At 64.6% G+C, this 21,082-nt stretch carries 19 protein-coding genes; 7 read left to right on the forward strand and 12 right to left on the reverse strand.

What is annotated here, in order from left to right:
* Positions 1-46: 46 nt before the first annotated feature.
* The 4 genes from NDO48_RS25030 to NDO48_RS25045 form a co-directional block, all read right to left on the reverse strand.
* Positions 47-1,270 (reverse strand): cyanate transporter, encoded by a 1,224-nt coding sequence (locus NDO48_RS25030; RefSeq protein ID WP_018425989.1) that lies wholly within the window; start codon positions 1,268-1,270, stop codon positions 47-49.
* 6 nt (positions 1,271-1,276) lie between these two features.
* The gene (locus NDO48_RS25035) at positions 1,277-1,753 is read right to left on the reverse strand and encodes a nucleoside deaminase (RefSeq protein ID WP_018425988.1); all 477 of its coding nucleotides are present in this window, start codon (positions 1,751-1,753) and stop codon (positions 1,277-1,279) included.
* On the reverse strand, positions 1,750-2,340 hold the full coding sequence (locus NDO48_RS25040) for an ankyrin repeat domain-containing protein (protein ID WP_018425987.1): 591 nt from the start codon (positions 2,338-2,340) through the stop codon (positions 1,750-1,752). The genes NDO48_RS25035 and NDO48_RS25040 overlap by 4 nt, the downstream gene beginning before the upstream one ends.
* Positions 2,341-2,405: 65 nt before the next feature.
* Positions 2,406-3,884 (reverse strand): MFS transporter, encoded by a 1,479-nt coding sequence (locus NDO48_RS25045; protein WP_018425986.1) that lies wholly within the window; start codon positions 3,882-3,884, stop codon positions 2,406-2,408.
* A 142-nt stretch (positions 3,885-4,026) separates the two neighbouring features.
* Between NDO48_RS25045 and NDO48_RS25050 the strand changes: the two genes are divergently transcribed.
* From NDO48_RS25050 to NDO48_RS25075, 6 genes are all read left to right on the forward strand, one after another.
* Positions 4,027-4,869, forward strand: coding sequence for a LysR family transcriptional regulator (locus NDO48_RS25050; RefSeq protein ID WP_267322596.1), 843 nt, complete (start codon positions 4,027-4,029; stop codon positions 4,867-4,869).
* A 201-nt stretch (positions 4,870-5,070) separates the two neighbouring features.
* Complete coding sequence (locus NDO48_RS25055; protein WP_018425984.1) at positions 5,071-5,616, forward strand: RNA polymerase sigma factor; 546 nt, start codon at positions 5,071-5,073, stop codon at positions 5,614-5,616.
* Positions 5,613-6,020, forward strand: a complete 408-nt coding sequence (locus NDO48_RS25060) for a hypothetical protein (protein WP_157632672.1) — start codon at positions 5,613-5,615, stop codon at positions 6,018-6,020. Before NDO48_RS25055 ends, NDO48_RS25060 begins: the two co-directional genes overlap by 4 nt.
* 11 nt (positions 6,021-6,031) lie before the next feature.
* Complete coding sequence (locus NDO48_RS25065) at positions 6,032-6,490, forward strand: periplasmic heavy metal sensor (RefSeq protein ID WP_018425982.1); 459 nt, start codon at positions 6,032-6,034, stop codon at positions 6,488-6,490.
* A 69-nt stretch (positions 6,491-6,559) separates the two neighbouring features.
* Positions 6,560-7,951 carry a DUF1800 domain-containing protein gene (locus tag NDO48_RS25070; protein ID WP_267322597.1) on the forward strand — a complete coding sequence of 464 codons (1,392 nt, stop codon included), beginning with the start codon at positions 6,560-6,562 and terminating at the stop codon, positions 7,949-7,951.
* Positions 7,952-7,954: 3 nt separating this feature from the next.
* Positions 7,955-9,103, forward strand: a complete 1,149-nt coding sequence (locus tag NDO48_RS25075) for a DUF1501 domain-containing protein (RefSeq protein ID WP_018425980.1) — start codon at positions 7,955-7,957, stop codon at positions 9,101-9,103.
* A 34-nt stretch (positions 9,104-9,137) separates the two neighbouring features.
* Here the strand turns inward: NDO48_RS25075 and NDO48_RS25080 are convergent, their stop codons facing one another.
* The 8 genes from NDO48_RS25080 to NDO48_RS25115 form a co-directional block, all read right to left on the reverse strand.
* Entirely contained in the window at positions 9,138-10,709 is a 1,572-nt protein-coding gene (locus tag NDO48_RS25080; RefSeq protein ID WP_267322608.1) for an FGGY-family carbohydrate kinase, read from the reverse strand.
* A gap of 142 nt (positions 10,710-10,851) precedes the next feature.
* On the reverse strand, positions 10,852-12,330 hold the full coding sequence (locus NDO48_RS25085) for a mannitol dehydrogenase family protein (RefSeq protein ID WP_267322598.1): 1,479 nt from the start codon (positions 12,328-12,330) through the stop codon (positions 10,852-10,854).
* A gap of 193 nt (positions 12,331-12,523) precedes the next feature.
* Complete coding sequence (locus NDO48_RS25090) at positions 12,524-13,300, reverse strand: L-iditol 2-dehydrogenase (protein WP_026226790.1); 777 nt, start codon at positions 13,298-13,300, stop codon at positions 12,524-12,526.
* Positions 13,297-14,295, reverse strand: a complete 999-nt coding sequence (locus NDO48_RS25095; protein WP_018425976.1) for an ABC transporter ATP-binding protein — start codon at positions 14,293-14,295, stop codon at positions 13,297-13,299. Before NDO48_RS25095 ends, NDO48_RS25090 begins: the two co-directional genes overlap by 4 nt.
* An 18-nt stretch (positions 14,296-14,313) precedes the next feature.
* Positions 14,314-15,138, reverse strand: coding sequence for a carbohydrate ABC transporter permease (locus tag NDO48_RS25100; protein ID WP_018425975.1), 825 nt, complete (start codon positions 15,136-15,138; stop codon positions 14,314-14,316).
* A gap of 10 nt (positions 15,139-15,148) precedes the next feature.
* Positions 15,149-16,021, reverse strand: coding sequence for a carbohydrate ABC transporter permease (locus NDO48_RS25105; protein WP_018425974.1), 873 nt, complete (start codon positions 16,019-16,021; stop codon positions 15,149-15,151).
* A gap of 85 nt (positions 16,022-16,106) precedes the next feature.
* Complete coding sequence (locus NDO48_RS25110) at positions 16,107-17,417, reverse strand: ABC transporter substrate-binding protein (RefSeq protein ID WP_018425973.1); 1,311 nt, start codon at positions 17,415-17,417, stop codon at positions 16,107-16,109.
* Positions 17,418-17,660: 243 nt separating this feature from the next.
* The gene (locus tag NDO48_RS25115) at positions 17,661-18,617 is read right to left on the reverse strand and encodes a sugar-binding transcriptional regulator (protein ID WP_018425972.1); all 957 of its coding nucleotides are present in this window, start codon (positions 18,615-18,617) and stop codon (positions 17,661-17,663) included.
* A 502-nt stretch (positions 18,618-19,119) separates the two neighbouring features.
* Here NDO48_RS25115 and NDO48_RS25120 point away from each other — a divergent pair.
* The gene (locus NDO48_RS25120) at positions 19,120-21,069 is read left to right on the forward strand and encodes a PrkA family serine protein kinase (protein ID WP_018425971.1); all 1,950 of its coding nucleotides are present in this window, start codon (positions 19,120-19,122) and stop codon (positions 21,067-21,069) included.
* Positions 21,070-21,082: the final 13 nt, after the last annotated feature.

The following is a 21,082-nucleotide window of genomic DNA, read 5'->3' on the forward strand; positions in this document are numbered from 1 at the left end:
TCCCGGCTCGTGCAGCACTCTTCAGACGATCATCTGAAGCCGAAGATCAGAATGCGCTGGCCTCCCTGGGCGCCTCCAACCCCATGATGGCGGGGTAGTTCCCCGGATCGAAGCGGCGATAGAGCAATGCTGTCGCGGCCACGCATGCAAGGTGCATGACCCAGCCGCTGGCGAAGCTTCCGGTCCAACCGTGGAGCAGCGCCATAGCGAACGGTCCGAAGGCAGCGATCAGGAAACCGCCGCCCTGCATCAACGCCGCAAGCGCGCCGGCCTGATCCGGGCTTGGCAGATGGTCGAGGGCGGTGACGATGGCGAGTGCGAAACTGCCGCCGAGGCCTGCCCCGCAGATGCCCGCCCAGAAGGCAGGTGCCGTCGCCGGCAAAAAGGCAAGCCCGGCAAAGCCTGCCGCCTGCATGGCCAAAGCAAGCAGCAGCCACGGCCGCCGGTCGTTACAGCGGCGCGCCAGAAGCGGCAGGCCAAGGGCTGCAACCGCCTGACACAGGGCCATGACCGCGACGAGGTTGCCGCTGGCCGCACTGCTCCAGTCCTGAGCCTGATAATAGGGCGCAAGCCAGGCCACCATCGAGGAATAACCTGCGTTGACGAGCCCGAAGGCGGCCATCAGCGCCCATGTTCGCGGACGCCTGAGCAAAAGCCCCGTCACGGCTCGGTCCGGCCGCGCAGCCTTGCTGTCGGCAAGGACGCGAAAGGAAATGGCCAGCGCCACGGCGACCGGAACCGCCAACCAGGCCAGTGCCGCCCGCCAGCTGTAGCCCGCACCGACCAGCACCGGCATCAATCGCGCGCCAAAGGCTCCGCCAGCCATGATCATCGCCGAATAGAGGCCGGTGACCACAGCGACGCTGGCCGGAAACCGCTGTTTGATGATGCCGGGAAATACCGCCTGGATGAACGCCACGCCTGCCCCGCACAGGGCCGCAGTAAGGACAAGGGCGAGACCGCCGGTGGCCCCGAGGCGCAGGAGCGAGCCGAGCATCAGCAGCACCAATGCCGCGAGCAGACCGCGGCGCGTGCCGACCGCAGCCTGTATGCCGGGTGAAACGAAGGCGCCGACGCCCATCAGGAACATCGGCAGCAAGGTCAGCATCGCAAGCCCGCCATAGCCGAGTCCCGTGTCGGCAACGATGTCGGTCAAAAGCGGCCCGGGTGCGGCCAGGAACGGGCGCAGATTGATGCCGATCAGCACGACCAGGCCCAACATTGCCCATTGCCGGCCGCTGCCGGGCTCGACGTCCTGCTGCCGCATCATCCCGGCCTAGCTCGCCTGCGCCATACGCGCCTGCCAGGCGCGATAGAGATGGCTCTGCTCCTCGCCTTCACGGGGGCGATGGCTGATCGAGGCCCAGGCCTGCCGGTCAAGCGGCTGCGACAGCTCCTCGGCAATGGCGGCCGTGGACAGGCCGAAGGGCTCTGCCTGCTCGTTGGAATAGGCGAAGGCGATCTCCGTGACGCCGGCCATGCGCATGGCGGCCAAACACATCGGGCATGGCTGGCCGCTGGCATAGACGGCGCAGCCATCAAGGCGCGGCGACTGCAATGCCTTGCCCGCCGCCCGCAGCGCCATAAGCTCGGCATGAGCGGTGGGGTCGCAGTCGGCCTGCATGCTGTTGACGCCGCGCGCGATCACCTCGCCGCCCTTGACGACGACGGCGCCGAACGGCCGGCCGCCCTGCTCGACATTGGCAAAGGCGAGCGCCACCGCCTCGTCGAGGAACCTTTCGACGTCGCTCATTTCGCGCCAGCCTTTTCCAGTAACTGGACCATTTCGCGGTAGCCATGGGCGCGAGCGTGCTGCAAGGGCGTCACCCCATCCTTGTCGGCAAGGTTCACATTGGCGCCAGCGTCGATGAGCAGCTTGACGATCTCCGTGTGCCGCCCCCCGCCATTGCCGAGGATGATCGCCTCGAGCAGTGCGGTCCAGCCGAGATTGTTGACGTGGTCGACATCGATGCCAGCCGCGATCAGCGTCTTCACCGTATCGACATGACCGCGCTCGGACGCCGGAATGAGTGCGGTGCCGCCATAGCGGTTGGTGCTCTTGAGGTCGGCCCCATGTGCCAGCGTCAATTTGAGGATGTCGAGATGGCCGCGCGCGCCAGCGTAGAGATAGGGGCTGTCGTTGATGTTGTCCTTGGCGTTGACGTCGGCACCAGCCACGATTAGCGCCGTTGCGGCGTTGACCTTGTTGGCGATGGTCGCGACCAGCAGCGCCGTCTGGCCGTTCTGGTCCCTGGCGTCGATCGCAGCACCCTTTGCCAGAAGCGCCTTGATTGCGGAAGCGTCATCGTTGGCGGCAGCAATGTGGAGTTCGGTCTGCATGGATTGTCCTGCGGCGGAGAGAGGAGCGAAAACGAGGAGGCAAAGGACGAAGAAACTGCGGATCATCAGGCACCTCCTGGTTTGTCGCCGGCGAGCCCCGGAGCGGAGCCGGCTGGATGAAGAAGAGACCTGTCGGCCGGGATTGTCGATGGTCGGGCGGATGCAGCGGACTTCAGACGCAGCCGCATGAGGCTCACAGCGGCGCCGACGCCTGCGAAGACGGCACCGAACCAAAGGGCAGACATCGCGCCCTCCTGTCCGAAGATGTTGAACAAGGCAGCAACGAGTGCCGCACCCATGGATTGGCCGAGCACTCCGATGACGCTCGATGTGCCCCCTGCACCGCCGCTGCGCTCGCGTGGTACGGCCATCATGATGGCGCGCATATTGGGCGACTGGAAAAAACCGAAGCCGGCGCCACCGACGGCCATCCGCCAGGCAATTTCGACCGCATCGGGATGCGGCGGCAACGTGGCGAGGAGCACGAGCCCCGCGCTCATGACGGCAAGGCCCATCCCGCCAAGGATGCCGGCCGGAATGCGGTCGGAAAGCCGACCTGCCAAGGGTGCTGCCAGCGCGACCATCGCCGGCCAGGGCGTCAGAAGGAAGCCCGTCTCGACCTGAGAAAAGCCGAACCGCATCTGGAACATGAATGGCAGCGACACGAAGGTGAGTGCTTGGGCCATGAATGAAAAGAACGACGTCAGCACCGAAAAGGCAAACATCGGCCGCCGCAAGAGGTCGACCGCCAGCATCGGCGCCGGGCTGGCGGACTGTCGTTTCAGCAGCATCAGCAGCGCGGTGAGCGCAACCGCAGCACTGACCGCGACGGCTGCAATGGACGCGCCTTGCGCCGCGGCGTTGAGCGTGACGACGGTGACGGTGAGGAAAAGCGCGCACAGCAGGGCAGCGAGCCCGTCGAAACGCCAGCCGTTGCGGGGCGTGGCGGGCAGCGCATAGATACCCATCACGATGCCCAGCGCACCCAGCGGCACGTTGATGAGGAACAGCCAGTGCCAGGTCGAGAGGCTGAGAATCGCCGATGCGACGGACGGGCCGGCGGCGAAGGACAGGGCCACGACCAGGGCGTTCAGCCCCATGCCGCGCCCAAGCAAGTGCTGGGGAAAGATGAAGCGCATCATCGCCAGGCCAATGCCGAGGATGCCCGCTGCGCTCATGCCCTGGATGACGCGCCCGACGATGAGCCACTCGAAAGACGGCGCGAGGCCGCAGATCAGCGAGGCCAGGGAAAACAGGACAAGCCCGCACATCGAGACGCGTCGCAGGCCGATGATTTCACCAAGGGCGGCGGCAGGCAGCAGCGAACCGATCATCGCCAGCTGATAGGCGCTGACGATCCAGATCGACTGCGCGTCCGTCGCATGCAGATCGCGCGCGATCGTCGGCAGCGCGGTGTTGGCAATGGCCGTATCGAGATTGGCCATGCAGACATTCATCAGCACGGCGGCGGTGGCGATGGCACGCTCGCGAACGGGAAGGCCTTCGCCCGAAGCCGGAACCTGCTGAAGTCGAAATGCAAACACGAAACTGCCTTTGGCGCGCGCCGCGGATCTAACCGGCCGCCAGCCGACGGGCCGACGGCGACCTGAAGCTGGTTAGCGCTTGCATCAGTCATGCGCAAATTAGATATTCAGATAAAGAACATGCACATCATCGATGGATAACATGCTTGATCCACGCCTGCTGCGCGCCTTTGTGACGATTGCAGACACCGGAAGCTTCACGACGGCCGCCGACCGGCTGCACATGACCCAGTCAACGATCAGTCAGCAGGTCGCGCGCCTCGAGGAGGCGATCGGCCGGCCGCTGATCGACCGGGCGGCGCGGCCTGTGCAACTGACCGCAACCGGTGAACGGCTGCTTGGGCACGCCCGGCGCATCCTGGCCCTGCAGAGCGAGGCCGTAACGCTGCTGGCCGATACAGCCGGCACGGCGTCGGTGCGCATCGGTATGCCAGACGACATCGCAACGACGGAGATGACGCGCATGTTTGCCGCCTTCTCGAAGAGGCACAGGGAGGTCCGGCTCGACGTGACGACCGGCCTCAGCATCGACCTTACCAAACGTTATCGCGGCGGCGAGTTCGACATCGTGGTGGTCAAGGAAGGAGCACCGAGTTCCGACCATCTCGCGGCGTATCCCGAACCCATCGCCTGGTATGCGGCTGAAGATATCGACTGGTCGGATCCGGTGCCGCTGGTGACCTTCCCGCCGGGCGGGCTTTATCGCGACGCCATGTTCGAGCGCATCGAACGCGAGCGCAAACGCTGGTATGTCGCCTTCACCAGCAGCAGCCTCGGCAGCGTGCTCTCGGCGGTGGAGGCCGGACTTGGCCTGTCGCTGCTCCCATCTGGCACGACACGCGGCCGGCAGGTGCGTCAGTTCACCGAATTCGGCACCCACCCCGCCATGGTGGTGTCGCTCTATTCCTGGGAGGCTGGCGGTATCGTCGGCGAACTCGCAGCCGAAATGCAGCTGGCGCTCAAGGCGCGTTTCGGCGCCACCTGATCCGGAAACCGACATGCGGCGCGACGACCATTCCATGGCGGTCTTGCGAGCGACGGATTTCGGCCCGCTGCCCGTACAAGCTTCAGAACACAGATGATGGCACCTTTCACGGGGGTTCCGTCATCCGTTTCGGCGCGTCGGCTCTCCGCGGCCGGCACACGCCCTATATGAAATGGAAACGAGGATCGCGGGCTGCCGGGCTTGACGACACATGATCCAGACGAGGCGCTTCTGGCGCAGGTGGCGGAAGGCGACGACCATGCCGTGCGCGCCATGGTCGCACGCAAGCTGCCCCGGCTGCTGGGGCTTGCCACACGCATGCTCGGCGACCGCAGCGAGGCCGAGGACGTCGCCCAGGAGACCTTTCTCCGACTATGGCGCCAGGCGCCCGCCTGGCGGCGCGGCGAGGCGCGCCTCGACACCTGGCTCTATCGCGTCGCCCTCAACCTGTGCACCGACCGGCTGCGCAAGCGACGCGAAACCTATGTCGCCGAACCGCCCGAACAGACCGATCCCGACGCAGACCCCGCTCGCGGACTGGCCGAGACCGAGCGCAACGATGCCGTTCAGGCGGCGCTCGACGCCCTGCCCGACCGGCAGCGCGAGGCGATCGTGCTGCAATACTATCAAGAGCTTTCCAACATCGAGGCCGCTGCCGTCATGGGCATCGGCGTCGAGGCGCTGGAAAGCCTGCTCTCTCGCGCGCGCCGTGCCTTGCGTGCGCGCCTTGCCGGACAACGGACATGAGTGACATGACCCTTGAGCGCTTCACCGAAATCCTTGACGCCTACGGCGCCGATCCGGCGCGCTGGCCGGAAGGCGAGCGCGCTGCCGCCACGGCCTTTGCCGAGGCCCGGCAGGATCTTGCCGATCCCGTGCTTGCCCAGGCGGCATCCCTCGATAGCGCCCTTGGCGGCCATGCCCTGCCGACCGCAAGCGATGCGCTTGCCGAGAAGATCGCGGGTTCGGCCCGCATGCGAAACCGGACGAAACAGCGGGATTGGCGTGGCCTGATCTGGCGCGGTCTGGGCTTTGCCGGCGTCACCTTGGCCGGAGCCACCGCCGGCGCGCTGCTGGTGGCGACGCTGATGCCGATGAGCATGCCCGGCGACGAAGACCACGTCATCACCGCCTTCGACAGCGCCTTCTGAGGAGCAGGGAAATGTCCGAACGCTCGAAACGACTGCTCCTCGCCGCCTCACTGGCGCTCAATGTGTTCTTCATCGGCGCTGCCGCCGGCGGCGGCTACATGTGGTTCCAGTCCGGGCAAAGCCTTCGCGCCGGCCAGCCGCTGGCATCAGCGGCGCGCTACCTGACGCCTGAGCAACGCCAGGCATTCCGGCAGGCGCTTCAGGCGGCGCGGCGCGACAGCCGGGAAGACATCCAGACAGGTCAGGCAAGCCGAGCGCTTCTGGCGCAACTGCTCGACGAACCACAGATCGACCGCGCCGCCATCGACGCATCGCTTGCAGCGACCAGGGCAGCCGACATTGCCGCGCGCACGCGCATCGAGACCGTCATCGTCGACTTCGCCGCAAAGCTGAGCGTCGCCGACCGCACCAAGCTGGTCGACGGGCTGGAGGAGCGCGGCCAGATGCTGCGCGGCGTCAGGAAAAACTGAGGCCTATCCGACGGATCGGCCGGCCTCCTCCGTTCAATGGCGCACGACCATGAAATGCGGAGGCCGCTCGTGACCACGCCCGCCCAGCCGCTCGCTCTGGCGATCGCACAGAACCGCTTCGGCCTCGGCGCCCGCGCAGGCGACGCCATTTCCGCCGAGCCGAAGCAATGGCTCAATGACCAGTTGGATCGTTTCCAGCCGGCGCCTGCCACATCCACCGATCTGCGCAAGACGCCCGATATCATCGCTGAATATTCCGAGGATCGCGCCGAACTGCGCGACCTCAGCGAGGCCGACCGCATGGAAGCGCGCAAGAAAATGCGCCAGGCCGGCCGCAAGCTCTACCAGGACGAAGTCAACCAGCGCGCGCTGTCGGCGACCACGACCGACACGCCCTTCGTCGAGCGGCTGGTGCATTTCTGGTCGAACCATTTCGCCGTTTCGGTCGAAAAGCCCCAGGTCACGGTGCTGGCCGGCGCCTTCGAACGCGAGGCCATCCGCCCGCATGTGCTCGGCCGCTTTGAGGATATGGCGCTGGCGGTCGAGCAGCATCCGGCGATGCTGTTCTTCCTCGACCAGGTCCGTGCCACCGGACCGAACAGCATGAGGGCACAGCGGGCGCAGGAGAACAACGCCGCGCGCAGGCCCGGCTTCAACGAGAACCTTGCCCGCGAGATCATGGAGCTGCACACGGTCGGCGTGCGCACCGGCTACACCCAGCAGGACGTCACCGAATTCGCCAAGGCGATGACCGGCTGGACTGTCGACGGGATCGGCGGCAGCGCTCAGGCGGACGAGCCTGGCGCCTTCCTGTTCCGGCCCGGCATGCACGAACCCGGCAGCCGTGTGGTCATGGGCAAGTCATACGCCCAGAAGGGCGAACGCCAGGCGGAGGCGATCATCCATGACCTGACGGCCTCCGAGGCCACCGCCACCCACATCGCCACCAAGCTCGCACGCCATTTCGCCGCCGACGATCCGCCGGCAGAGCTGGTCGGCACGCTCAAGCAGGCATTCGTCCGGTCGCGCGGCGATCTGCCGACGGTCTATCGCGCCCTGATCGACGCGCCGCAGGCCTGGCAAGCCGATGCCCGCAAGTTCAAGAGCCCGTGGGAATGGACGGTATCTGCCCTGCGCGCGCTCGGCCCGCACGAACTCGACGGACTGAACGTCGTCCAGCTGACCAACCAGCTCGGCCAGCCTGTCTGGCGGCCGGGCTCGCCCGCCGGCTATGACGACGTCGCCGCCAGTTGGGCAGCCCCCGATGCGCTGGTGCGCCGTGTCGAGACGGCACAGCGCCTAGCGCGCATAGCCGACAGCTCGACCGACGCGCGAGCGCTTGCCGGCGAGGTGCTCGGCAGCGCGCTGTCGGATGCCAGCCGCACCCAGATCGAGCGCGCCGAATCGCCCCAGACCGCACTTGCGCTGCTTCTGGTCGCCCCCGAATTCCAGAGGAGATGAGCCATGATCCACCGCCGCCAGTTCCTGACCTCGGCAACCTTGGGTGCTGCCGCGCTGCTGATCGCGCCGCGCCTGGTCTTCGCCAATGTCCAGAGCGAGCGCCGCTTCGTCTTCATCATCCAGCGCGGCGCGGCCGACGGGCTTGAGACGGTCATTCCCTATGGCGACCCTGCGCTCGACGGCTTACGCGGCCAGCTGGCGCTCGACACCGCAAGCCTGCACAAACTCGACGGCATGTTCGGCCTGCATCCATCGCTCGAGCGGTTGGCGGGGCTCTATGGCGACAAGCAGGCGCTGTTCGTGCAGGCCGTCGCCTCGCCCTATCGCGAGCGCTCGCATTTCGACGGCCAGAACGTTCTGGAAAGCGGCGGCTCGAGCCCCTACGAATTCAAGGATGGCTGGCTGAACCGCCTGGCGACGCTCCTGCCCAAATCCAAGGAGGAGGCGATCGCGTTTGCGCCGACCATTCCGCTGGCGCTGCGCGGTGCCGCCCCGGTCTCGTCCTATGCGCCTTCAGCGCTACCGGAGGCGCCCGACGATCTGTTGATGCGTGTCGGCGCGCTTTATGACGCCGACCCCGAGCTGCACAAATTGTGGAGCCGGGCCATGGAAACGCGTGGCCTCGCCACCGACGCCCAGGCGCGCCAGGATCCGGCAGGCGTCGGCAAGACGGCGGGCGAATTCCTTGCCCGGCCAGACGGTCCGCGCATCGCCATGATCGAAACCGGCGGCTGGGACACGCACAGCGCCCAGAAGGGCCGGCTCGCCGCGCAGCTGCGCGGCCTGGATACGCTTATTGGCGCAATGAAGGACCAGCTCGGCGACGCCTGGAACCAGACGACGGTGCTGGTGGCGACAGAGTTCGGGCGCACCGCCGCCGCCAACGGCACCGGCGGCACCGACCACGGCACCGCCTCGTCTGCGATGCTGATCGGCGGCGCGGTCAAGGGCGGACGGGTGCTGGCCGACTGGCCGGGTCTAGCGCAGGCAGCGCTCTACCAGGGTCGCGACCTCGCGCCCACGCTCGACCTCGACACACTGATCGCAACCGTGGCCGCTGAAAGCCTGCGCCTCGATCCAGTGCTGACCATGCGCACCCTGTTCCCCGACCGCCCGATCAACAAGGGCTTGAATGGACTGGTCGCGGCCTGACCGCAGCGCCATCATTTGACGCCAGCTCGAATTGCTACGTCAGCCTGTCGAGTTCCTGGCGCTGGCGGTGCATTTCGAGGAAGACGCGGTAGTCATGGTCAAAGCGGTGCCTCGCGGCAGGATTGGGCAGGCGCTGGTGACCTTGCTGGCGCATCGCCGTGCAGGCGCTGGCCAAATCCGGATAGTGGCCGGCGGCGGTGGCGGCGATCATGGCCGTGCCCAAAAGCATGGCATCCCCGCCCGAGGGCTCGACGACGGTGCAGCCGGTGGCGTCGGCATAAAGCTCCATCAGAAGTGGATTGCGGGTGTGGCCGCCGGTGACGTGCAACGTGTCGATGCCGTAGCCATTGGCGTTCAGGGCATCGAGCACATGGCGGATGCCGAGCGCGATCGCCACCGCCGTACGCCAGTAAAGCCGGCAGAGGCTGTCGAAGGAGGCGTCAAGCGTGAGGCCGCTAATGACGCCGACAGCATGCGGGTCGGCCAGTGGAGAGCGGTTGCCGTGGAAGTCGGGCAGCACATGCAGTCGTCCGGCAAGGTCCAGGCCCTCGATGGCGCGCAGCTGCATGATGCGGTCGGTGATGCGCCGATGCGTTTCGGCGGTCGGCTCGCCGCCCTGGCCGTGCCAGCGGATGACGTGGTCGAGCAGCGCCCCGGTGGCCGACTGGCCGCCTTCGCTCAGCCACAGGCCCGGTAGCGGTGCTCCATAATAGGGTCCCCAGATGCCGGACGCGGCGCGGGGCTCGCGCGACATGGCCATGACGCAGCTCGACGTTCCCGCGATGAGCGCCATGTGCCGGTCGACGTCAGGCAGGCCGCCGACGACGCCGAGCGCGCCGGCAAAGGCGTCGATCACACCGGCGCCGACACGGCATGCTGAGGTCAATCCCAGTTGCTCGACCGCCTGTTCCGTGAGTGGACCGAGGTCGGTCCCAACAGGGCTGGCGCGGTCAGGCAGGGCGGCGTGCTCGAACATGTCGGCAAGGCCGACGGCGGCGAAGAAATCCGGCCGCCAGGCCGCGCGCTCATGGGCGAGATAGGTCCATTTGGCGGTCAAGGTGCATTGCGAGCGCGCCAGCGACCCGCTTGCCTTGCAGGTCAGGAAGTCGGCGAGGTCGAACAGCCTGCCGGTTCGCGCCCAAGTCTCGGGCAGGTGGCGCTTCACCCACATCAGCTTGGGTGTCGTCATCTCCGGCGACATGACGCCGCCGACAAATTTCAGGACCTCGTGGCCGGTCGCCGTGCATTCGTCGGCTTCGGCCAGAGCGCGATGGTCGAGCCAGACGATGGTGTCCCATCTGCTCTGGCCATTACGGGACACGGAGACCTGTTCGCCTTCCCGGCCACGAAAGACGGTGGAACAGGTGGCATCGAAGCTGATGCCCGATATTGCGTCAGCGGCAGCTCCCGAAGCAGCGCGGGCAGCCTGCACCGATGCGCAGACGGCCGACCAGATGTCTTCGGAATCGTGCTCGGCATGTCCCTCGGCAGACCGGTTCATGGCGATGGGCCGTTCGGCCCGGCCAAGCAGCACACCGCTGCGATCGAAGATGCCGGCGCGGGCGCTGGCGGTGCCGACGTCGACGGCGCAGAGATAATGCGCCATCAGCAGCGCCCCGCGAAACGACGCAGGCAAGGGCATGCCGACCGGATTTCTGTTGTGACGGGTTCTGCATGCGAGACCATGGCGCGCAGTCTATATGCGCGTCCTGGGCAATTCCAGCCGGCAGCAGCTGACCTGGCCTGGCTCAGAGCGTCCCGTCCAGATAGCGGGTCAGCGTCTCCTTGGCTCCAACTTTCCAGACGGTGTCGAGATTGTGGGCAAAGGCTTGCGCGAAATCAGGGGACCGGCCGACGTCGCCATAGATGTCCTCCATCTCGAGCCAGGCCTGCGGGGTTGCCTTCGCCATCTTGGCCGTCGCCTGCATGCGATCCCAGTTGGGGTCGTTCGGCTCGATGACGGCGCCAGAATCGGTGACCCCGAAACAGTATCGGCACCAGAACGCGCTTTCGAGCGCTAGCCCCGATATGCCGGCGCCCGCCTTCAGCCGATCGGCGATGGTCGGGATGATAAATTTGGGTTGCCGGTTCGAGCCGTCGAGGCAGAGCCGGCGCACGGTGTCGCCGATCTTGGGATTGGAGAAGCGCCGCTCGATCAGCTGGCAATAGTCCTCCAGCACGACATCGGGCACCGGCGGCACGGTCGGCATGATCTCCTCGCGCTCGAGCTTGGCGAGGAAGGCGCTGACCAGCGGGTGCTGCATCGCCTCGTGAACGAAGTGGATGTCCATCAATCCCGCCGGATAGGCGATGGTGGCGTGGCCGCCATTGAGGATCCTGATCTTCATCAGCTCGAAGGGTGCTACCTCGTGCACGAACTGGACGCCCGCCTTTTCGAGCGCTGGTCGGCCATCGGTGAAACGATCCTCCATCACCCATTGCCTGAACGGCTCGCAGAACACAGGCCAACTGTCTTCCATGCCGAACTGCTCGGTCAGAATCGTGCGCTCGCGGTCGGTGGTCGCAGGCGTGATGCGATCAACCATGCTGTTGGGAAAAGTGACATGTTCGCTGACCCAGTCGGCAAATGTTTCGTCGACGAGCCGTGCCAGGCCGATCACGGCGTCCGCAGCGACCCGGCCATTGTGGGGGATGTTGTCGCAGGACATGACGGTGAAAGGCACCGTGCCTTCGTCGCGTCGGCGCATCAGGCCGGCGAGGATCAGCCCGAACACCGTCTTTGGCGCCGTGATGTTCTCGGCGTCGGCGGTGATCTGGGGATGGGTCGGGTTGAAGACACCTGAGGCGGGATCGATGAAATAGCCGCCTTCGGTGATCGTCAGCGAGACGATGCGGATCGACGGATCGGCCAGGCTATCGATGATGGCCGCGGTGTCGCCCGGCTTGATGAAGTCGACCATGGCGCCGGTGACGCGCGCGCTCATATGGCCGCTGTCCTGCTCGACGACTGTCGTCAGCCAGTCCTGCGCCATCAACTTTTGACGACCGGCCTCCTCGGCGTCGAACACGCCGGCCCCGACGATGGCCCAATCATGGTCGAGCTCAGCGCCAAACAGCTCATCGAGATAGACCGCCTGGTGCGAACGGTGAAAATTGCCGACGCCGAAATGGACGATGCCAGCCTTAAGCGATGCGCGGTCGTAGTTCGGACGCGCGACGTTGGCCGGCAGCTGGTCGAGGGTTGCGAGGGAGAGTTTCACGGTCATGGTTCGACGCTTTCTTTTTTGGGCGCGCCGAAGTTCGCGATACCTCCTCCCCTTGCGGGAGGAGGTGGATCGGCGCGCAGCGCCGAGACGGTTGAAAGGGGTTGGAAGACGTGAGACGCCAGCGATCCGCCAACACCCCTCATCCGACCTCGCTCCGCTCGGCCACCTTCTCCCATAAGGGAAGAAGGACAATTCAACTCATCCAGTTGCCGCCATCGACGTTGTAGGTCTGGGCGACGACGTACTCGCTCTCCGGCCCAGCGAGGAAAATCGCCATGCCGACAAGGTCCTGCGCCGTGCCCATGCGGCCGAAGGGGACGGCCTCGCCGACAAGGCGCTTTTTCTCGCCGCGCGGGCGGTTTTCGTATCGGGCGAACAGTTCATCGACATGGTCCCAATGTTCGCCGTCGACCACGCCGGGGGCGATGGCGTTGACGTTGATGCGATGCTTGATGAGGTCGAGCCCGGCCGACTGGGTCAGGCTGATGACGGCCGCCTTGGTGGCGCAATAGACGGCGACGAGCGCCTCGCCGCGCCGGCCGGCCTGGCTTGCCATGTTGATGATCTTGCCGCCCTTGCCGGCCGAGATCATCGACCTCGCCGCCGCCTGCAGCATGAACAGCGTGCCGGCGACATTGACTGAAAACAGCCTGTCGTAACTTGCCCTGCCGATTTCCACGATCGGCGCCAGATCGAACAGCGCCGCGTTGTTGACCAGGATGTCGATGCCGCCGCAGCGGGCTTCGACGGATTTGATCGCGGCCTCTATCGATGCCTGGTCGGTGACATCGAGCCTTACGGCATAAGCGGACGGGCCGATCTCGGCGGCAGTCCTTTCGGCGGCCTCCAGGTTGATGTCGGCGATGGCGACGGTTGCGCCTTCGCCGACATAGGCCTCGGCGAAAACCCGGCCGATGCCGCGCGCGGCGCCTGTTATCAGCGCCGATTTGCCCTGCAACCGTCCGTTCACATCGCTCTCCCTTCGGCGTCGAAGCGATGGACCTTGGCGGGGCTCGGCGTCAGGAAGACCGTCTCGCCGTGATGGACCGCGATCTCGCCGTCGGCGCGGACCGTCAGCGGACCGACATCATCGGCGTGCACATGCAGGAAGGTATCGGAGCCGAGATGCTCGGCAACGCCGACGGTTGCCTTCCATTCGCCTGCAGTCGTCGAAATGCCGAGATGCTCGGGCCGAACGCCGATCGTCGTCGCACCGTGTTTGGCAGCCGCTGCGCCGTTGATGAGGTTCATCTTGGGCGAGCCTATGAAACCCGCGACGAACAGGTTCCTCGGCGACTTGTAGAGTTCCATCGGCGAGCCGACCTGCTCGATGTTGCCGGCGTTGAGCACGACGATCTTGTCGGCCATGGTCATCGCTTCGACCTGGTCGTGGGTGACGTAGATCATGGTGGTCTTGAGCTGGTGGTGAAGCTCGCTGATCTCGAGCCGCATCGTGCCGCGCAAGGCAGCGTCGAGGTTCGACAGCGGCTCGTCGAACAGGAAGGCGGAGGGCTGGCGGACGATGGCGCGGCCGATGGCGACGCGCTGGCGCTGGCCACCCGAGAGCTGGCCCGGCCGGCGCTCGAGATAGTTGGTGAGATTGAGAACGCGCGCCGCATCCTTGACCTTCTTGTCGATGGCAGCAACGTCCTCGCCCGCCATCTTCAGCGGAAAGGCGATGTTCTTGTAGACGCTCATATGCGGGTAGAGCGCATAGGACTGGAACACCATCGCCAGCCGGCGCTTGGCCGGCGCCTCGTCGGTGACGTCGCGGCCGTCGATGCTGATCGTGCCGGCGGAGGTGTCCTCCAGCCCGGCGATCAGCCTGAGCAATGTCGACTTGCCGCAGCCCGAGGGGCCGACGAAGACGACGAACTCGCCGTCTTCGATCTCCAGATCGATGTTGGGGATGATGGTGGTTGCGCCGAAGGACTTCGACACTTTTTTGAGATTGATGTTTCCCATGGTTTCCTCCCGCGGGGTCTACTTCACGGCGCCAAAGGTCAGGCCGCGGACAAGCTGGCGCTGGGAGAACCAGCCCATGATCAGGATCGGTGCGATGGCCAAAGTCGATGCGGCCGACAGCTTGGCCCAGAACAGCCCTTGCGGACTGGAGAACGACGCGATGAAGGCGGTCAGCGGCGCGGCGTTGGTGGTGGTCAGGCGGATGGTCCAGAAGGCCTCGTTCCATGCCAGGATGATGTTTAGCAGCATGGTCGAAGCGATGCCCGGCACCGCCATCGGCGTCAGCACATAGACGATCTCGCCCCAGAGCGTGGCGCCGTCCATGCGCGCGGCTTCAAGGATCTCGCCGGGAATTTCGCGGAAGTAGGTGTAGAGCATCCACACCACGATCGGCAGGTTGATCAGCATCAGCATGACAGTCAGGCCGATGCGGGTATCGAGCAGATGCGTGTCGCGGAAGATCAGGTAGATCGGCACCAGCACGGCGACCGCAGGCATCATCTTGGTGGAGAGCATCCACATCAGGATGTCCTTGGTCCGCTTCGTCGGCGAGAACGCCATCGACCAGGCGGCGGGAATGGCGATCAGCAACGCCAGGATGGTCGAGCCGACGGCGATGATCACCGAATTCAGGAAGAACTTGAAATAGTTGCTCTGCGCCTGGACCTCGGCATAACTCTCCAGCGTGCCCGACGGGATCAGGCTGAAGCCGGCAATCGCTTCGCTCTCCGACTTGAAGCTGGTGATGATGGTGTAGAGGATCGGGAAGAAGATCAGCAAGGCAACCACCCAGGCGGCCACGGTGAAGCCGATCTTGCGTCTGGTCGAGACTGCGCGGGCCATCGGTTCCTCCTCACTTGTCCAGGTTCTTGCCGACGGCGCGCATCAGGAAGAAGGCGACGATGTTGGCAAGGATGACGGCGATGATGCCGCCGGCCGAGGCGCCGCCGACGTCGTAGCCGAGCAGTGCCGTGCGATAGATCAGGAACGGCAGGTTGGTGGAGGCATAGCCCGGGCCGCCATTGGTGGTGACCAGGATCTCGGCGTAGACGCCGAGCAGGAAGATGGTCTGGATCAGGATGACCACCGTGATGGCGCGCGAGATATGCGGAATGGTCAGGTAGATGAAGCGGCTGACGAAGCCCGCACCATCCATCTCGGCGGCTTCCTTCTGCTCGCCATCCAGCGACTGCAGTGCCGTCAACAGGATCAGCGTCGCAAAAGGCAGCCACTGCCAGGCAACGATGATGATGATCGACAGCAGCGGATATTGCGCAAACCAGTCGACGGGCTTGAGCCCAAAGGTCCTGTTGATGTCGGCGAGCACACCGTAGCCGGGGTGCATGATCATGTTCTTCCACACAAGCGCTGCCACCGGCGGCATGACGAAGAACGGTGAAATGACAAGGATGCGCACGATGCCCTGGCCGAACATCGGCTGGTCGAGCAGCAGTGCCAGCGCGATGCCGCCAATGACGGTGATCAGAAGCACCCCGCCGACGATCAGCAGCGTGTTCCAGATCGACTGGAAGAAGGCCGGGTCGGTGTAGAAATACTTGTAGTTGAACAGGCCGGCGAAGCTGACATTGCCTGGATTGAGCAGGTTGTAGTTCTGGAACGAGAACCACAAGGTCATTGCCAGTGGCACGATCATCCAGATGAACAGCAGGATGACGGAAGGCGCCATCATGAAGCGCGCCAGCGTGCGGGTCTGTCGGGTAGCCATGGCGATCACCTCTGCATCAGGGCGGATCGGAAAAGGTGGCCGCCCGACTGGGAAACGGGCGGCCGAGGCTGGGGGAGGTCCCTGCTTATTTGATGTAGCCGGCGCGGGTCATCTCGCGGACCGAGACCTGCTGGGCCTGGGCCAGAGCGTCATCGACCGAGGTCTGGCCGGCTAGTGCCGCCGAGAACAGCTGGCCAACCGTCGTGCCCAATCCCTGGAACTCGGGGATGGCCACGAACTGGACGCCGACATAGGGCACCGGCTTGACGGTGGGCTTGGTCGGGTCGGCCGAATTGATCGAGTCGAGCGTCATCTTGGCGAAGGGTGCCGCCTTCTCATATTCGGGATTGTTGTAGAGCGAGGTACGCGTTCCAGGAGGAACGTTGGCCCAGCCTTCCTTCGAGGCGACGAGGTCGAGATAACCCTTGCCGGTCGCCCAGGCGACGAACTTTTCAGCCGCCGCTGCCTTCTGCGTGCCGGCAGGAATGCCGAGCGACCAGGCCCACAGCCAGTTGCCGCGCTTGCCGAGGCCATTGTCGGGCGCCAGCGCATAGCCAACCTTGTCGGCGACGGTCGAGTTCTTCGGATCGGAGACGAAGGAGGCGGCGACGGTGGCGTCGATCCACATGCCGCACTTGCCTTGCTGGAACAGCGCCAGGTTCTCGTTGAAGCCGTTCGAGGACGCGCCCTGCGGGCCGGCGTCGTTCATCAGCTTAACGTAGAAGTCCAGTGTGTTCTTCCATTCGGGCTGGTCGAACTGCGGCTGCCACTTCTCGTCGAACCAGCGGGCTCCGAAGGAGTTGGACATGGCGGTCAGAAACGCCATGTTCTCGCCCCAGCCAGCCTTGCCGCGCAGGCAGACGCCGTTGATGTCATTGGCGCGGTCGGTCATCTTGCGCGCCGCTTCGCCGATGAACTCCCAGGTCGGTGCCTCAGGCATCTTGAGGCCAGCCTTGTCCATCAGGTCCTTGCGGTACATGACGAAAGAGCTCTCGCCGTAGAAGGGCGCGGCGTAGAGTTTGCCGTCGGCCGAAAGACCGCCGGCGATGGCCGGGATGATGTCGGCTGCGTCATAGTCGGCGCCGAGATTGTCGAGCGGGAGAAGCCACTGCTGCTTGGCCCAGATCGGAACCTCATAGGTGCCGATGGTCATGACGTCGTACTGCCCGCCCTTGGTAGCAATGTCGGTGGTGACACGCTCGCGCAGCACGTTCTCTTCGAGCGTGACCCATTGCAGGTCAATCCCGGGATTCTTGGCTTTGAAGTCGTCCGTCAGCTTCTGCATGCGGATCATGTCGCCATTGTTGACCGTGGCGATGGTGATCGTTTCGGCGTGCGCGGCGAACGCAAGCGCGCTCGCACCACACAGGCCCAGAATGAGCGTGGTCAGTTTCATCGAATTCCTCCCATAAACCAAGGTGAGCATTTGCCTCAGTTGTGGGCAATTATTCATCTCGCATGATTTATGTCAAGCAAGATTCTGGATGCGCCCGATCCGCGGCCGCCCCATGCGGCATCGATTGCCCACGCTTTGGACAACTAGGGTCACCGAAGGACCCGCCCAGATGCTGCGCGCATGGTCGTCGAGACGGCAGGAAAACACCTGCCGTCTTCAGTCGACCGAATTGGAGATGTGGTTTCAGCCCGCCAGCAGGGCTGCCGCGGTGCGCTCGTCGGTGATCAGGCCATTGACGAGCCGGCGGGTTATGGCCGCCAGGATTCCGGGGAGTTTGCGCTCGCCCATGGCAAGCGCCACGACCAGCGAACGCTCGCGCGACGGCAATGGCGCAGAGGCGACACGTTCGTTGGTGATGCCGTCGATCAGCCTGCCATCGCGGTCGAAGGCCCAGCCGACGATCTCGCCGACGGCTCCCGCCCGCTGCAGCGCCTTGAGCTCGGTCTCGGTGATGAAGCCGTCGACGAGCAGCGGCGCCCTGGGACCGAGATCGCCGACGCCGACAAAGGTGACGTCGGCCTGCGCTGCCAGCGCCAAGGTGGGCTGGATAAGCGGCTGGCTGTGCAGCATTTTTCGCTCCTCAGGCGAAGACGCGATGGCCGGCAGCGGCATCGGGAAACTGCGCGCCTTGATGGTGTCGGCCATGGTGAAGATGACGTTGTAGAAGGCGGCCGAGCCGTCGGGCGAGATGTTGCCGGTCAGTGACACCACCTTGTGCTGCGGACACTCCATCGGCGGCAGCTGCTCGATCGCCGCCTTGAGCGTGCGGCCGGTGCCGATGGCCATGACAATCGGCTCCGGATTGCGCAACCATTTCTCAATCTCGACCGCCGCCGCCTGGGCGATGCCGATGGTCGACGAGGTGGAGTCGGGGTCGCTCGGCGTCACCTCGACAAGGTCGAGCGCGAAGCGCGATTTCAGCTTGGCCGCCAGGTCGAGGCAGGAAGCGATGGGGTGGTCGACGCGTACCTTGATCAACCCCTCGGACATGGCCAGCGAGACAAGGCGCTGGGCCGTCTGGCGGGAGATCCCGAGCTTGCTGGCAATCTGGTCCTGGGTGTTGCCGGCCACATAATAGAGCCAGCCGGCACGCGCTGCATCGTCGAGCCTGGGATTGCTGCTTTCGGGCCGGGCACTCATAACGGACGTCTCACCTGTAACTTGCAGCGCCAGTTTCGCAGTATTTTCAAAAATGCGCAATTGCTCAGAATTGAGCATATTTGCCCGACCTGCCGAATAGCAGGAAACCTGTTCGCCACCGGACTCGTATCTGACTGACCGAAGGCAGCCCGATTTTCTACCGCCATCTAACGACCTTGATGCGCGATGGCCCGAATCGGGTGTATTAATGGAATCAGTTCCGGCTGTTCCGCATAAGAAGCCAGCCCGACCCGCTTCACGCGCGATTGCAGCCGACAGTTGAAATGCCGCGTGCATAAATCAGCGTAAATTACCGACGAAGACAGCGGTCATTGCGGCCATGCTGATGGCCTCTTCAACCAGCTGTTCGATATGTCCGCAGCAAATATTCGATCACAAGATTCTGTGACGGAACTTTGCTTGTTCAGGGAAGTTGAGATGTAGGCAAAGAGCTGAAGTTGGCGATCACTCCCGACACCGGCTTCGGCATTGTGAGGGTGCCATGCAAACGCGCGAAACCGACGTCTTCAATCTTTTCTCGGAGATCTACGGCAGTCAGACCACCGAGGAGATGAGCCTCCAGCAATATCTGCTCGCCTGCCGCGAGCAGCCGTCGATGTATGCCACTGCGGCCGAACGGATGGTGGACGCCATCGGCGCCCCCACACTGATCGACACCAGCGCCGACGCAAGGCTCGGGCGCATCTTCGCCAACCGGACCATCAAGATTTATCCGGCCTTTCCCGAATTCTACGGCATGGAAGACACGATCGAACGCATCGTCGGCTACTTCCGCTACGCCGCCCAGGGGCTCGAGGAACGCAAGCAGATCCTCTATCTGCTCGGCCCGGTCGGCGGCGGCAAGTCGTCGCTCGCCGAGCGGCTGAAGAAGCTGATGGAGGAGCGGCCGATCTATACGCTGAAGGTCAACGGCCAGATCAGCCCGATCTTCGAATCCCCGCTCGGCCTGTTCCACCCCGAACGTATGGCGGACCTTCTTGAAGACAAGTATGGCATCGCCCGGCGCAGGCTGACCGGCCTGATCTCGCCCTGGGCCGCCAAGCGGCTCGAGGAAATCGGCGGCGACGTCTCCAAGTTCTCGGTCGTCAAGCTGATGCCATCGCGTCTGCGCCAGATCTGCATCGCCAAGACCGAACCCGGCGACGAGAACAACCAGGACGTTTCGGCGCTGGTCGGCAAGGTCGACATCCGCAAGCTCGAAAATTTCAGCCAGGCCGATCCCGACGCCTATTCCTACAGCGGCGGCCTCAACCGCACGACGCAGGGCCTGCTGGAATTCGTCGAGATGTTCAAGGCGCCGATCAAGGTGCTGCACCCGCTTCTGACCGCGACCCAGGAGGGCAACTACAACGGCACCGAAAGCTTCGGCGCCTTCCCCTACCAGGGCATCGTGCTGGCCCATTCGAACGAATCCGAATGGCTGCAGTTCAAGAGCAACAGGAACAACGAGGCGTTCCTCGACCGCATCTTGGTGGTCAAGGTGCCCTATTGCCTGCGCGTCACCGAAGAGCGGCTGATATATGAAAAGCTCTTGCGCGAGAGCGAGCTGGTCAACAACCCCTGCGCACCCGAAGTGCTCGACATCCTCAGCCGCTTCACCGTGTCGACGCGTCTCACAGAGCACGAGAATTCGCCGCTCTACACCAAGATGCGCGTCTATGACGGCGAGAACCTGAAGGACGTAGACCCCAAGGCCAAGTCGATGCAGGAGTATCGCGATGCGGCCGGCGTCGACGAAGGCATGACCGGCGTCAGCACGCGCTTTGCCTTCAAGGTGCTGTCCGAGACCTTCAATTACGACACCAAGGAGATCGCCGCCGACCCGGTGCACCTGATGTATGTGATGGAACAGGCGATCAAGCGCGAGCAATATCCGAGCGAGATCGAGCAGTCCTATCTCGACTTCATCAAGTCGGAGATCGCCACCCGCTACGCCGAGTTCATCGGCCACGAGATCCAGAAGGCCTATCTCGAAAGCTACAGCGAATACGGCCAGAACCTGTTCGACCGCTACATCGCCTATGCCGACGCCTGGATCGAGGACCAGGACTACAAGGACCCCGACACCGGCCAGATCCTCAACCGCGGCATCCTCGATTCCGAGCTGTCGCAGATCGAGAAGCCGGCGGGTATCGCCAACCCCAAGGACTTCCGCAACGAGGTGGTGAAGTTCACGCTGAGGGCGCGCGCCAAGAACAACGGCCGCAACCCGTCCTGGACCAGCTACGAGAAGCTGCGCGAGGTCATCGAGAAGCGCATGTTCGGCCAGGTCGAGGACCTGCTGCCCGTCATCAGCTTCGGCGCCAAGCGCGATACCACGACCGAAAAGCAGCATGCCGAATTCGTCCAGCGCATGACCGAACGCGGCTACACGCAGCGCCAGGTGCGTCGACTGGTCGACTGGTACATGCGCGTCAACAAGGCTGGCTGACCGGCGAGAAGGC

This window comes from Aminobacter sp. MET-1 (genome assembly GCF_026521175.1).
In the GTDB taxonomy this organism is placed as follows: Bacteria; Pseudomonadota; Alphaproteobacteria; order Rhizobiales; family Rhizobiaceae; genus Aminobacter.